Here is an 11650-nt window from a genome sequence, read left to right as displayed (position 1 = left end):
GTCTGGGGGCGGAGCCCCCAGGGACGGGACGGGTAGGGGCGGCGGGGGCGAAACCCCCCTCCCCCACCGTCCCGGCATCATGGCCCCATGCGTGCTGCCCGGCTGATCAAAATGGTCCTGCTCCTGCAGTCCCGCCCCACCATGACCGCCGCCGAGCTGGCCCAGGAGCTGGAGGTGTCGGAGCGGACGGTCACCCGGGACGCGCAAGCGCTGTCGGAGGCAGGCGTGCCGGTGTACGCCGAGCGCGGCCGGGCCGGCGGATACCGGCTGGTCGGCGGATACCGGACGCGGCTGACCGGCCTGGCCCGCGGTGAGGCCGAGGCCCTGTTCCTGAGCGGAGTACCGGGCGCCCTGCGCGAGATGGGCCTGGAGGACGCGGCCTCGGCGGCCCGGCTGAAGGTGTCCGCCGCCCTGCTGCCCTCCCTCAGCGACGCCCCCCGCACGGCGGCCCAGCGGTTCCATCTGGACGCGCCGGCCTGGTTCCAGGAGCCGAAGGCACCCGAGCTGCTGCCGCTGGTCGCGGAGGCGGTGTGGGACGACCGGCGGGTCCGGGCCCGTTACCGCCGGGGCGAGAGCGAAGCGGAGCGCGAGCTGGAGCCGTACGGGCTCGTGCTCAAGGCGGGCGTCTGGTACCTCTGCGCCCGCGTGGCCACAGCGGGGTCCTTCCGGACGTACCGGATCGACCGGTTCACCGGCGTGGAGCCGCTGGAGGAACATTTCAGCCGGGACGAGGGCTTCGATCTGCCGGGCTACTGGACCGAACAGGCCGAGCGGTTCGCACGCTCGATCCTGCGGGCCGAGGTCGTCGTACGGCTTTCGGAGACGGGCCTGCGGAGGCTGCCGTACGCCGTGGATCCGGTCGCCGCGCGGGACGCGCTGGCGGAGGCCGGGGAGCCCGATGCGGCCGGCTGGGTGACGGTCGTGCTGCGGGTCGAGTCCGAGGACGTGGCGCACACGCAGCTCACCGCGCTGGGGCCGGAGGCCGAGGTGGCCTCCCCGGCGTCACTGCGGCGCCGTTTCGCCGAGGACGCCGAGCGGCTCGCGGCGCTGTACCGGGCATAGGGCCGGGCGCGCGCCTGCCGGGCGTCGCGGGGCGGGCGGGAACCGCCGGACGGGCCAGGAAAAACCCCCGCACTCCAGGTGCGGCCCACCCGTCCAGGCACGATGCTGGGACGCGTGATGGACGAGACGGAGTTCTGGGAGCTGGTCGACGCCACGCGTGAGGCCGCCGAGGGCGACCCGGAGGAACAGGCCGACCTGCTCCTCGACCGGCTCCTGCAGCTGGAGCCGGAGCTGGTCCTGGACTTCGCCCGTCACTTCGAGGCCCGCTACAACCGCGCGTACACCTGGGATCTGTGGGGCGCCGCCTGGGTGCTGCTCGACGGGGCGAGCGACGACGCCTTCGACTTCTTCCGGTGCTGGCTGATCGGGCAGGGCCGGGAGGTCTACGAGGGCGGTGTGCACGACCCGGACTCGCTCGCCGATCTGCTGGACGAGTTCGACGAGGAGATCGACGGCGACGGCGAGGAGCTGGGCTACGCGGCCGACGAGGCCTACGAGCAGCTCACCGGAACCGTCGCCCCGGACCTGGGCATCGCGCCCGCGCCGGCGGAACCCGAGGGCACGCCGATCGACTTCGAGAACGAGCGGGCGCTCGCGGAGCGGTATCCGCGGCTCTGGGAGCGCTTCAAGGAGTGACTGCCGAGTGACTGCTCCAGGCTCGGGTCGGCTCAGGCCGCGGCGCGGCGGCGGGTGGTGTCCGTCGGGATGTACGCCTGCTGCTGCTCGGCCCTCACCGCGTGGTGCAGCGGCGCCTTGTTGGCCTGCTCCAGGGCGGACGCGGTGGTCGCGGCCGGACCCAGGACGACTGCGGCGACGGCGCAGACGACCGTCCAGGGGCTGCGGGCGGCCCTGGTCCAGCCGGCGGCCTTGTCTTCGGTCCGGGTGCTGTTCATGTTCCCCACCTCCGGTCGGCTTGTGTTGTGCATGACCGTAGGAGGCGGGGATGGGAGAAGTCTGAACGCCACCTGAGGCGTTCCTGTGAACGTGCGGCCCTGCAGGCGGGCCGCCGTCCGCCGGATCTCCGGGAGGCGGGCGGTGAGGGCCGCGCCGGGGCAGTCGGTCATGTAGCCGTCGTTGTGGCCGGCGAGGGCGGGGAGGGTGGCGGTGGCGCCGGCGGCGTACCGGCTGTGGCTGTGGCTGGAGGTCAGGCGGACCTCGGCGCGCGGATCGATGTCGGACCGGCCGAGTTTCCAGGCGGTCAGGGCGGCGATCGCGTCGAGCATCGCCCGCGGGACCGGGACGCCGGCGGTGAACGTGCCGAGGGCGGCGATCCCGGCCGTGCGGTGGTTGAAGCCCTGGGTGTGCGCGCCGGTGACGGGGCGGTCGACGCCACCGGCGCGGCCCTCGTAGATGGTGCCGCAGCGGTCGACGAGGAAGTTGTAGCCGATGTCGTCCCAGTCGCGGCTGCCGGTCTGACCCGCGTACAGGTAGCGGATGATGCGGGGCGCGTCGGCGCAGGCGTAGCCGTTGGGCGAGTCGGTGTGGTGGACGAAGACGGCGACGACCTTGTCGTCGTAGCGCGGGGGCGGCTGCGGGCGCCGGGCGCCGGCCAGCCAGGCCGAGCGGGGCACGATGCGCGGACGGGCGGCGGTGTGCGGGGCCGAGGGGCGGTCGCCGGCCGGGGGGAGGGAGCGGGCGCCCAGGGCGTCCGTGGCGACGTGCTCGACGCCGCTCGCGCACAGCGCCAGGGCGATGGCGGCGGCGATCCCGGGCAGGCATCCCAGGACCACCAGGAGCGGGCCCGGCAGACGTGCCGGGCGCCGGCCGCGCACCTCCCGCACCAGGCGGGAGACCTGTCCGACGGGACGCATGGTCCCACTGTCGGCCGGTTCCGGTCCGTCCGCGATGTGTGCTGTGCCACCCGGTGGAACCATCGTCCCGGTCCGCGACGTTTTCCGGGGTAGGGCCTGGCCGGTGGATCAGGTCGCAGGAAAGTGACGGCGCACCTCCCGCGCGAGGTTGTTCGAGCGGGGGGCGCGGGCCGACGGCACGCGGCGGATGGGCGTGCCAGGCCCCGCGTCCGCGGCGCGATCCGCCGGACCGGCCCTGAACGCACGCGTGGCTGGTTCCGTGCGGCAGGCGCGCATGGCCGATGCACAGCTGATCAGCGGGCCCGTCCCGTACGTACTGGAGGATCCGAGAGAAAGGCGGCTGCGTGGACCTGCTCGACATCCTGCTGGTACTGGTGATCCTGGCGTACGCCGGCTCCGGGTACCGGCGCGGACTGGTGGCCGGCTGTGTCTCGCTGGCCGGGTTCGTGGGCGGCGCGGCGGTGGGCGTCTGGATCCTGCCGTGGGTGATGAACCTGGTGACTCCGGGGACGACGTCGGCGACGGTGACCGCGGTGCTGACGGTGATCGTCCCGGCGGCGGTGGGGCACGGGCTGGCGGGGCGGCTCGCGCTGCGGCTGCGCCGGGAGCTGGACCGGGGACCGCTCCGGGTGGCCGACGGGGCCGGCGGTGCGGTGGCGAACGCGGTGGCCGTGCTGATCGTGGCGTGGGTGGCGGCGAGCGTGCTGGGCGCGTCCTCCTCGCCCGCGGTGACCTCGGCGATCCGGGACTCCAGGCTGTTGGGCGCGGTGCAGGACACGATGCCGGACACCACCCCGGCGTGGTTCTCACGGGCCACGTCCGCGCTGACCGAGGCGGGTTTCCCCCAGGTCTTCAACCCGTTCGAGAACGAGTCGACGGCCGAGGTCGCCAAGCCCTCCGGCGACAGCGTCACGGCGTCCGCGACGAACGCGGCCAAGCTGAGCACGGTGAAGATCGAGGGCCTCGCGGGCGACCAGGGCCGCGAGGGCAGCGGGTTCGTGTACGCGCCGGAGCACGTGATGACCAACGCCCATGTGGTGGCGGGCATCGACGAGCCGACCGTGCGGGTCGGGGGTGTGGGGCAGTCGTACGAGGCGCGGGTGGTGCTGTTCGACCCGGCCAAGGACGTGGCCGTGCTGTACGTGCCCGAGTTGCGCGCCCCGGTGCTGCGCTTCAACGACGACGCCTCGCGCGGGGACGCGGCGGTCGTCGCCGGGTATCCGCAGGACGGCGGCCTGGACCTGCAGGCGGCGACGGTCGCGAACCGGCTGGACGCGACCGGCCGGAACATCTACAACGACGCGGCCGTCACCCGCGAGATCTACTCGATCCGCTCCACGGTCCGACCCGGCAACTCCGGCGGCCCGCTGCTGACGACCGACGGCCGTGTCTTCGGCGTCGTCTTCGCCCGCTCCACCTCGGACGCCGAGACGGGCTACGTCCTGACGGCCGCCGAGGTCGCCGACGACGCCGAGCGCGCGGCGACGGCCACGGCGCCGGTGGACACGGGCGAGCTGGTCACCTCGTAGCCGCCGGTCGTAGCCGCCGGAGGGGCTACAGGGACCGGCCCATGAAGACGTCGTCCACGTACTCCCCGCCGAGCAGGAACTCCTCCGGCAGGACGCCCTCCACCACGAACCCCTCGGACTCGTAGAGCTTGCGGGCGGGGGTGTTGTGGCCGAGGACGCGCAGGGTGACACGGCGGGCGCCGCGCCGGCGGGCCTCCTCCAGGGCCGCGCGAATCAGCGTGCGCCCGACGCCCCGGCCACGTGCCTCGTCGGCGACGGCGAGGCCCTGTATCTGCCGGACGTGCGCGTTGCAGGCGAGCGAGGTCGGGAAGCCGAGGCGGACGTAGCCGACGACGCGGTCGCCCAGCTCGGCGACGAGGCAGTCCTCGGGGGCGTGGCGTTCGCTGAAGAAGGGGTCGTAGGGCGGCTGCGGCTCGGGCATGACCGCGTGCAGATGCGACCACGTCAGGCGGTCGATCAGGGCGAGCGCCTCGTCGTCGGCGGGCCGGGCGGTGCGTATGCGGAGGGCGGGGGGCTCGGACATGGGCGTCACCCTACGTCCCGGGCGCCGTGTCCCGACGGGGGTTTTACGGGCCTGGCGGCAGGATGACCGCATGGAACGTACACGAATCGCGGTGGCCGGTTCGTCCGGTCTCATCGGCAGTGCCCTGGTGCGGTCCCTGACCGCGGACGGACACCAGGTGGTGCGCCTGGTGCGCCGGGCGCCCCGGGGCGCCGACGAGGTGCGGTGGGATCCGGAGCGGGGGCGGGTGGACACGGCCGGGCTCGCCGGGTGCGGCGCCGTGGTCAATCTGGCGGGGGCCGGGGTGGGCGACCGGCGCTGGACCGAGGAGTACAAGAGACGGATCCACGACAGCCGGGTGCACGGGACGGCGGCGCTCGCGCAGGCGGTCGCCGAACTCGACGAGCGGCCGCGGGTGTTCGTCAACGGCAGCGCGATCGGCATCTACGGCGAGACGGGCGACCGGGTCGTCGACGAGAGCGCGCCCGCCGGGCACGGTTTCCTGCCGGAGCTGTGCGTGGAGTGGGAGGCGGCCGCGGCTCCCGCCCAGCAGGCGGGCGTACGGACGGTGTTCACCCGGACCGGGCTGGTCGTGGCGCGCGGCGGTGGGGCCTGGGGGCGGTTGTTCCCCCTGTTCACGGCGGGCCTCGGCGGGCGGATGGGCGACGGGCGGCAGTACTGGTCGTACGTCTCGCTGCACGACGAGGTCGCGGCGATCCGGCATCTCATCGACCGCGACGACCTGTCGGGGCCGTTCAACCTGACCGCCCCCGAGCCGCTGACGAACCGTGAGATCACCGCGGCGATGGGGCGGGTGCTGCACCGGCCGACGCTGTTCACGGTGCCGGCGCCGGTGCTGCGGGCGGTGCTGGGCGAGATGGCCGGGGACGTGCTGGGCAGCGCGCGGGTGGTACCGAAGCGGCTGCTGGAGTCGGGGTTCACCTTCGCGTTCCCCGGGATCGAGGATGCGCTCCGAGCAGCCTGACGCCTTGTCAGCACCGCGCCCGAGCCTGTTCATCACCGCATGCGACCGCCGTCATGACGGCACGCGACCGTCTTCATGACGGCGTGCGACCACCTTTGTGACGGCATGCGACCACCTTCATGACAGCATGCGACCGCCGTGCGACCGTGCCCTGTTCATGCGCGACTGTTCCCGACCGATCACAGCCTTACTCTCGATCCGAACTCGGGTATCCCGGACGCCAGTTGGGGGCATCACGTCTCCACCGGCCGCGCAACCTCGAGGCGAGGAGGGGCACGTGCTTGAGCCCGCGTACCAGGCAGACGTCGTCGTGGTGGGAGCCGGGGTCGCCGGCCTCTCCGCGGCCCATCGGCTGTCCAGCGCAGGAGTGACGACGGCGGTCCTGGAGGCCGCCCCCTGCGTGGGTGGCCGCATGGCGACCGAGAAGGTCGACGGTTTCCGGCTCGACCGCATCGGACAGCTGCTGTCCACGGCGTATCCAGAACTGGCGTCGACTCCGGGGCTGGACGCGCTCGTCCTGCGCCCGTTCGCGCCCGGGGTGCTGTTGCACAGCGACGGGCGCCATCACCGCGCGGGCGCGCAAGCGGGCGCGGGGGGCGCGAGGGGCGCACTCCACGCCGTACGCGCCCTTGCGAGCGCCCCCCGGCCGGGGGCGCTGCCCCGAGTGCGCGCGAACGCGGTGGCCGCACCGCCCCGGGTCCGTGCGGGCGCCCCGCTGGGCACCGCCGTGGACCAGGCCCGGCTCGGTGCCGCGCTCACCCGGATCGCGGCCACGCCCGCCGAACGGCTGCTGCGCCGTCCGGAGGCGCCGGCCGCCGAGGCCCTCGCGGCCCGCGGTGTGCCCGCCCGCACCATCGACGGCTTCCTGCGGCCGCTGCTGGCCGCCCTGCTCTGCGACCCCGACCTGACCACCTCCAGCCGCTGCGCCGACCTCGCTCTGCGCGCCTTCGCGGCCGGGCGGCTGTGTCTGCCGGAGGGCGGGGCGGAGGTGCTGCCGGAGCTGCTCGCCCGGACCCTGCCGCCGGGCACCGTGCACACCGGGGTGCGGGTCACCGCGGTCTCCACGACCTCGGTGACCACCGCCGAGCACGGCGAGTTCCGCTGCCGCGCCGTCCTCGTCGCCACCGACGCGCGCACCGCCGCCGAGCTGCTGCCCGGGCTGCGGGTCCCCGACTTCCACCCGGTGACGGTGCTCCACCACACGACGGACGACCCGCCGACTACCGGCGCGGCACTGCTGCTGGACGCCGACCGCGGCGGCCCGGTCGCCCACACGACGGTGACGAGCCGCATCGACCCCAGCCGCGCCCCGGCCGGCCGCACACTGATCTCGACCACGGTCCTGGGCACGCCCCCGCCCGGCGTCGACACCGCCGTCCGCATGCACCTCTCCCGCCTCTACGGCACCTCGACCGCCCGCTGGGAGACACTGGCCGTCCACCACACCCCCGAGGCGGTCCCGGCGATGCGCGCCCCGCACGACCTGCGCCGCCCGGTACGACTCCTGGCAGGCCTCTACGTCTGCGGCGACCACCGGGACACCAGCACCGTCCAGGGCGCCCTGCACTCGGCCCACCGGGCGGCCGCGGCGATCCTGTCCGACCTGGGGGCGGCGGGGTCGATGCACGTGGCGGACCCGTTGCCGACGATGCGGAGGGCGGCGTGAGCGAACAGCCGGGGGCTCTGCCCCGGCTGTCGGCGAAGTGCTCCTGCCGGTGAAGGTGTCGAGCTGCTCGCAGGGAGTTCGAGGTGCGGTCTGCTGTTGCGGTCATTCCGTGGGCCGACGTGCCTGTCTTACTTCGCGGTCGATCGCCCAGGCGTCCGCTACCGGACCCACGTGCCCGAGCTTGTCGGGGTTGATCACCGAGCGGATCGTCTGGATCTTCCCGTCGAGTACATCGAGCGCCAGGGTGTGAAGCACCTTGCCGTCCCGGTCGCGGAAGATCGCGCCCGGCTGACCGTTGACCTCGTGCGGCTCGAACGTCACGTCGACCCGGGCCATGAGGGGGAAGACGGAGGCAAGCAGCCGGGCCACGTTCGCGGCGCCCATGACGGCCCTGGCCAGCTGCGGGGCCTTGCCGCCGCCGTCGCCGACCATCGACACGTCGGCGGCGAGCAGGTCCTGCAGGCCGGCGACGTCGCCTTCGCGGAGGGCGTCGAAGAACCGCGACGCGAGTTCCTCCCGCTCTGTGCGGTCCGCTTCGAAGCGGGGCCGGCCCGCGGCCATATGGCGCCGCGCCCGCACCGCCAGCTGGCGGCACGCCGACTCCGAGCGCCCGACTGCCGACGCGACCTCGGGAAAGCCGAAGTCGAACACCTCCCGCAGGACGAAGACCGCCCGCTCGAGCGGGCTGAGCCGCTCGAGCAGCAACAGGGCCGCCATCGACACCGAGTCCGCCAGCTCCGCCGACCGCGCCGGATCCTCGTAAGGGTCGGCGAGCAGCGGCTCGGGGAACCACGGCCCGACGTACTCCTCCCGCCGGACGCGGGCCGAGCGCAGCACGTCGATCGAGAGCCGGGTCACCGTGGCCGAGAGGAAGGCCTTGACCGACCTGGGCTCGGTCGGGGAGGCCTCGAAGCGCAGCCAGGTCTCCTGGACCGCGTCCTCGGCCTCGCTCACACTGCCCAGGATCCGGTAGGCGATCGAGAACAGCAGCGGCCGTAACTCCTGGAACTCCTCGGTCCTGCTCATACCGGCTCCTCCTTGAAACCCTGGCGCCACGAGGGGTGGCGCTGTTGTCGGTCGAGTTCCCGCTGGGCCTTGGCGCGGGAGAAGCCGAGCTCCTCGGCAGTCATCGTGACCGCTCGCGTGATCATCACTCTCCACGATCGACAATGGACTCTCAACTCCCGGACGGGAACTGTGCGTTGCCGCAGGTCAGCCGGTGAAGGACTCGGGGCCGAAGCGGCCCCACGCGATGAATGCCGCAAGCGCGAGATACACCAGGTTCAGCACCACGAACTTCGATTCGCCGAGTCGGCCATGGGTGACCATCGCGCCGACCATCAGCAGGACCCAGCAGACGGCGGTCACCGGCACCAGAACCGGTGCGATGTCGACCACGGCGGGCAGGATCAAGCCCAACGCGGCCAGCAGTTCGAGGACACCGAGAACCTTGACGAAGCCGACGCCGACACCTTCGGTCCATCCCCCACCATGGGCCGCAGCCAGCGTCTCTTTGGGCACGAACGTCTTGCTGACACCGCCGACCAGAGCAACTGCGGCCAGCAGCCCGGCACCGATCCACAGCGCGAGGTTCATCATCCACTCCTTGATCGAGAATTGCCTGCACCCCGTACGACGAGACAGCAACCTCGCCTGTGACATCCCGAAACACCGGGCCGCGTGGGGTGCCGGACCACGGCCCCGCCCGGGGCGCACGGGCACAGGGCGCACCCCTGTGGGGGGGTGCAGGGGCGGGGCCCCGCCAGGGGTGCCGGGGCGCAAGCCGCCCGGGGGTGCGGGCACAGCCCGCCGACGGTGCAGGACGTAACCCCGGCCGGGGTCCAGGGGCACAGTCCCGCCAGGTTCCTGGGAGCAAGTCCCCGGCGGGTTGAAGGGGCGAAGCCCCGCCGGGTGCAGAAGCGCAGCCCCGCGGCGGGCCAGGGGCGGCAGCCCCGCCACGCCGGGGTCCAAGGGGCGGCCCCTCCGGCGGGATCGAAGGGACGGATCCCCGCCCAGGATGCAGAAGCGCAGCCCCGCCGAGGGGCCAAGGACACAGCCCCCGCCCCGGGTCCAGGGCGGCAGCCCCACCGGGGTCCAGGGAGCGGAGCCCCCGGCAGGACCGAAGGGACGGACCCCCACCCGGAGTGCAGGGGCGGCAGCCCACCGGGGCCCAGGGAGCGGAGCCCCGGCAGGACCGCAGGGACGGACCCCCACCCGGGGTGCAGCGGCGGCAGCCGCGCCGGGGTTCCAGGGGGCGGAGCCCCCTGGAAGGGTCGAAGGGGCGGAGCCCCTGGAGGTCGGGAAGGGGAGGGGCGGCGGGGGCGGGGGACGTGGTCCGGTGGCTAGCCCAGTGCCGCCACCTTGTCCCGGTAGTTCCGCGCCGGGGCCGCGTCCCGGTACGGCTCCAGCCTGCGCTCGAAGTCCCTCACGTACTCCTGCGCCCGCACCGACCGCATCTCCGCCGCCTGCCCGGCCGCCTCCGCGGCGAGCTGGCAGGCCTGGTCGAGTTCGCCCAGGCCGAGGCGGGCGGAGGCGAGGACGACGCGGCAGAAGAGGCGGCTGCGGGCGTAGACGGCGGGCCGCAGCTGCAGCGAGCGCTCGGCGTGCTGGGCGGCGGCACGGAACTGCTGGAGGTCCCGGTGGCAGTGCCCGAACTCGTGGGCCAGCTGCCCCTCGTCGAAGAACCGCGCCCAGAACGGCACCTCGTCGCCGGCCTTGGCCGCCTCCAACGCCCGCTCCGCCCGCACGAGGGACGCGGTGCAGGCACGCACCTCGCCCAGCACCCCGTGCCCACGCGCCTCCGCCGCGTGCAGCAGCGCCTGGACGACGGGCGGGGCGTTCGTGCCGACGCCCTGTTGCGCCACGCGCGCCAGCTGCACCGCCTCACGGCCATGGCCGAGGTAGACGGCCTGGCGGCTCATGGTGACCAGGACGAAGGAGCCGTACGCACGGTCCCCGGCGGCCTGGGAGAGACGCAGGGCCTGGACGAAGTAGCGCTGGGCGAGGCCGTGCGCGGCGATGTCGAAGGAGGTCCAGCCCGCGAGGCGGGTGAGGTCGGCGGCGGCGCCGAAGAGCCGGCGGCCGGTCTGTTCGCCGTAGGTGCCGCGCAGCATCGGCTCGCACTCGTGCTCCAGATAGCGCACGAGGGCCTGGCGGGCATGGCCGCCGCCGTACATGTTGTCGAGGGTGCGGAAGAGTTCGCCGACCGAGCGGAGCGCGGCGATGTCGCCGCCGGTGACCCGGTGGCCGGGGCCGCGCTCGGCCGTGCCGCGCTGCCGGGGCACGGTGGGCGTGCCCGGGGCGGGCGGGGCGGTGGACCGGCCGGGCGCGGGCTTGGCGGACGCCGGCGTGGCCGACGAGGGCTTGGGTGACGGGCGGCCCTGGGCCGGTGCCCGGTCGGGCTGCTCGCGGGCGACCTTCTCGTCGGCCCGGCCGATCAGCCAGTCCCTGCTGGGGACGACGAGCCCCGCCGGGGTGAAGGCGATCTTGCGGAGCTCGGCCTGGCTCCCGGAGTCCTTGCGCCACAGCCCGCCGACGATGTCGATGGCCTCCTCGGGCGTGCCGGCGAACTCCAGCCCCGCGTACACGGGGGCGCAGGCGTCCAGGCCGAGGTCCTGCGCGGTCAGGCGGCGGCCCAGGCGCCTGGTGAAGACCTCGGCGATGAGGGCCGGGGTGGTGCCGCGGGGCTGCTGTCCGCGCAGCCACCGCGTGACGGACGTCTTGTCGTATCTGAGATCCAGCCCGTGTTCGAGACCGAGCTGATCGACGCGCCGGGCCAGACCCGCGTTGGAGAAGCCCGCTTCTGCGATGAGCGCGGCGAGCTGGCGGTTGGGAGTGCGCTGCGCGGGTCGTTCCGTCATCTGCGGTGCGGTCTCCTGCCTGCCCGGGCCCCCACGCGAGACCGCGTGGTGCCCGGATTGCCTGTGAGCAGCCCTAATGGCCTCGTGAACGGCGCGAATGTAGCGGAGCGTAAGCGGGCGGTCGCACATCTCGACCCTCATTCATCCGATCGTGTGAGGATTGGCCGCCGGGCTGACGCGTGGCGGACGGACGTACAGTGGCGTGGGCGCGTTACGTGCCTGACGCAGTTGTCGA

Annotated in this window: 10 protein-coding genes and 1 pseudogene; 5 read left to right on the top strand and 6 right to left on the bottom strand. The window is 73.9% G+C overall.

All coding sequences use genetic code 11. The features are described from left to right. Positions 1 to 87: 87 nt before the first annotated feature. Positions 88 to 1062 carry a helix-turn-helix transcriptional regulator gene (locus IE263_RS19880; RefSeq protein ID WP_189938393.1) on the top strand — a complete coding sequence of 325 codons (975 nt, stop codon included), beginning with the start codon at positions 88 to 90 and terminating at the stop codon, positions 1060 to 1062. Between the two features lie 117 nt (positions 1063 to 1179). Further along, positions 1180 to 1698, top strand: coding sequence for a DUF4240 domain-containing protein (locus IE263_RS19875; protein WP_189938958.1), 519 nt, complete (start codon positions 1180 to 1182; stop codon positions 1696 to 1698). A gap of 350 nt (positions 1699 to 2048) precedes the next feature. On the opposite strand, the pseudogene IE263_RS19870 reads toward IE263_RS19875, so the two are convergent. Continuing rightward, positions 2049 to 2792, bottom strand: a pseudogene (locus IE263_RS19870) (peptidoglycan recognition protein family protein); the annotation flags it as partial. A 425-nt stretch (positions 2793 to 3217) separates the two neighbouring features. Here IE263_RS19870 and IE263_RS19865 point away from each other — a divergent pair. Beyond that, positions 3218 to 4402 carry a MarP family serine protease gene (locus tag IE263_RS19865; protein WP_189938390.1) on the top strand — a complete coding sequence of 395 codons (1185 nt, stop codon included), beginning with the start codon at positions 3218 to 3220 and terminating at the stop codon, positions 4400 to 4402. Between the two features lie 25 nt (positions 4403 to 4427). Here IE263_RS19865 and IE263_RS19860 read toward each other — a convergent pair whose 3' ends face one another. Beyond that, positions 4428 to 4925 carry a GNAT family N-acetyltransferase gene (locus tag IE263_RS19860; protein WP_189938383.1) on the bottom strand — a complete coding sequence of 166 codons (498 nt, stop codon included), beginning with the start codon at positions 4923 to 4925 and terminating at the stop codon, positions 4428 to 4430. A gap of 70 nt (positions 4926 to 4995) precedes the next feature. Here IE263_RS19860 and IE263_RS19855 point away from each other — a divergent pair, with 70 nt between their 5' ends. Both IE263_RS19855 and IE263_RS19850 read left to right on the top strand, forming a co-directional pair. Continuing rightward, entirely contained in the window at positions 4996 to 5889 is an 894-nt protein-coding gene (locus IE263_RS19855; protein ID WP_189938381.1) for a TIGR01777 family oxidoreductase, read from the top strand. Positions 5890 to 6166: 277 nt separating this feature from the next. Next, positions 6167 to 7555, top strand: a complete 1389-nt coding sequence (locus tag IE263_RS19850) for an NAD(P)/FAD-dependent oxidoreductase (RefSeq protein ID WP_189938379.1) — start codon at positions 6167 to 6169, stop codon at positions 7553 to 7555. Positions 7556 to 7657: 102 nt separating this feature from the next. On the opposite strand, the gene IE263_RS19845 is transcribed toward IE263_RS19850, so the two are convergent. The 4 genes from IE263_RS19845 to IE263_RS19835 all read right to left on the bottom strand — a co-directional run bounded on the left by IE263_RS19845 (position 7658) and on the right by IE263_RS19835 (position 11415). After that, positions 7658 to 8581: an RNA polymerase sigma-70 factor gene (locus tag IE263_RS19845; protein ID WP_189938371.1), complete on the bottom strand. Its 924-nt coding sequence runs from the start codon at positions 8579 to 8581 to the stop codon at positions 7658 to 7660. After that, complete coding sequence (locus tag IE263_RS49530; RefSeq protein ID WP_268256044.1) at positions 8578 to 8706, bottom strand: hypothetical protein; 129 nt, start codon at positions 8704 to 8706, stop codon at positions 8578 to 8580. Before IE263_RS49530 ends, IE263_RS19845 begins: the two co-directional genes overlap by 4 nt. Before the next feature lie 61 nt (positions 8707 to 8767). After that, positions 8768 to 9151, bottom strand: coding sequence for a DoxX family protein (locus IE263_RS19840; RefSeq protein ID WP_189938956.1), 384 nt, complete (start codon positions 9149 to 9151; stop codon positions 8768 to 8770). Between the two features lie 746 nt (positions 9152 to 9897). Next, entirely contained in the window at positions 9898 to 11415 is a 1518-nt protein-coding gene (locus IE263_RS19835; protein ID WP_189938369.1) for an NsdA family TPR-like regulatory protein, read from the bottom strand. Between the last annotated feature and the right edge of the window lie 235 nt (positions 11416 to 11650).

This window comes from Streptomyces aurantiogriseus (genome assembly GCF_014649375.1).
In the GTDB taxonomy this organism is placed as follows: domain Bacteria; phylum Actinomycetota; class Actinomycetes; order Streptomycetales; family Streptomycetaceae; genus Streptomyces; species Streptomyces aurantiogriseus.
Note: the sequence above shows the minus strand (reverse complement) of the source record. Positions and strands in the feature narration are given on the sequence as shown.

Excerpts from the sequence above, each read along its gene's own strand:
- IE263_RS19880 (WP_189938393.1), top strand. The coding sequence starts at position 88 with ATGCGTGCTGCCCGGCTGATCAAAATGGTCCTGCTCCTGCAGTCCCGC.
- IE263_RS19875 (WP_189938958.1), top strand. The coding sequence starts at position 1,180 with ATGGACGAGACGGAGTTCTGGGAGCTGGTCGACGCCACGCGTGAGGCC.
- IE263_RS19860 (WP_189938383.1), bottom strand. The coding sequence starts at position 4,925 with ATGTCCGAGCCCCCCGCCCTCCGCATACGCACCGCCCGGCCCGCCGAC.
- IE263_RS19855 (WP_189938381.1), top strand. The coding sequence starts at position 4,996 with ATGGAACGTACACGAATCGCGGTGGCCGGTTCGTCCGGTCTCATCGGC.
- IE263_RS19845 (WP_189938371.1), bottom strand. The coding sequence starts at position 8,581 with ATGAGCAGGACCGAGGAGTTCCAGGAGTTACGGCCGCTGCTGTTCTCG.
- IE263_RS49530 (WP_268256044.1), bottom strand. The coding sequence starts at position 8,706 with ATGATCACGCGAGCGGTCACGATGACTGCCGAGGAGCTCGGCTTCTCC.
- IE263_RS19840 (WP_189938956.1), bottom strand. The coding sequence starts at position 9,151 with ATGAACCTCGCGCTGTGGATCGGTGCCGGGCTGCTGGCCGCAGTTGCT.
- IE263_RS19835 (WP_189938369.1), bottom strand. The coding sequence starts at position 11,415 with ATGACGGAACGACCCGCGCAGCGCACTCCCAACCGCCAGCTCGCCGCG.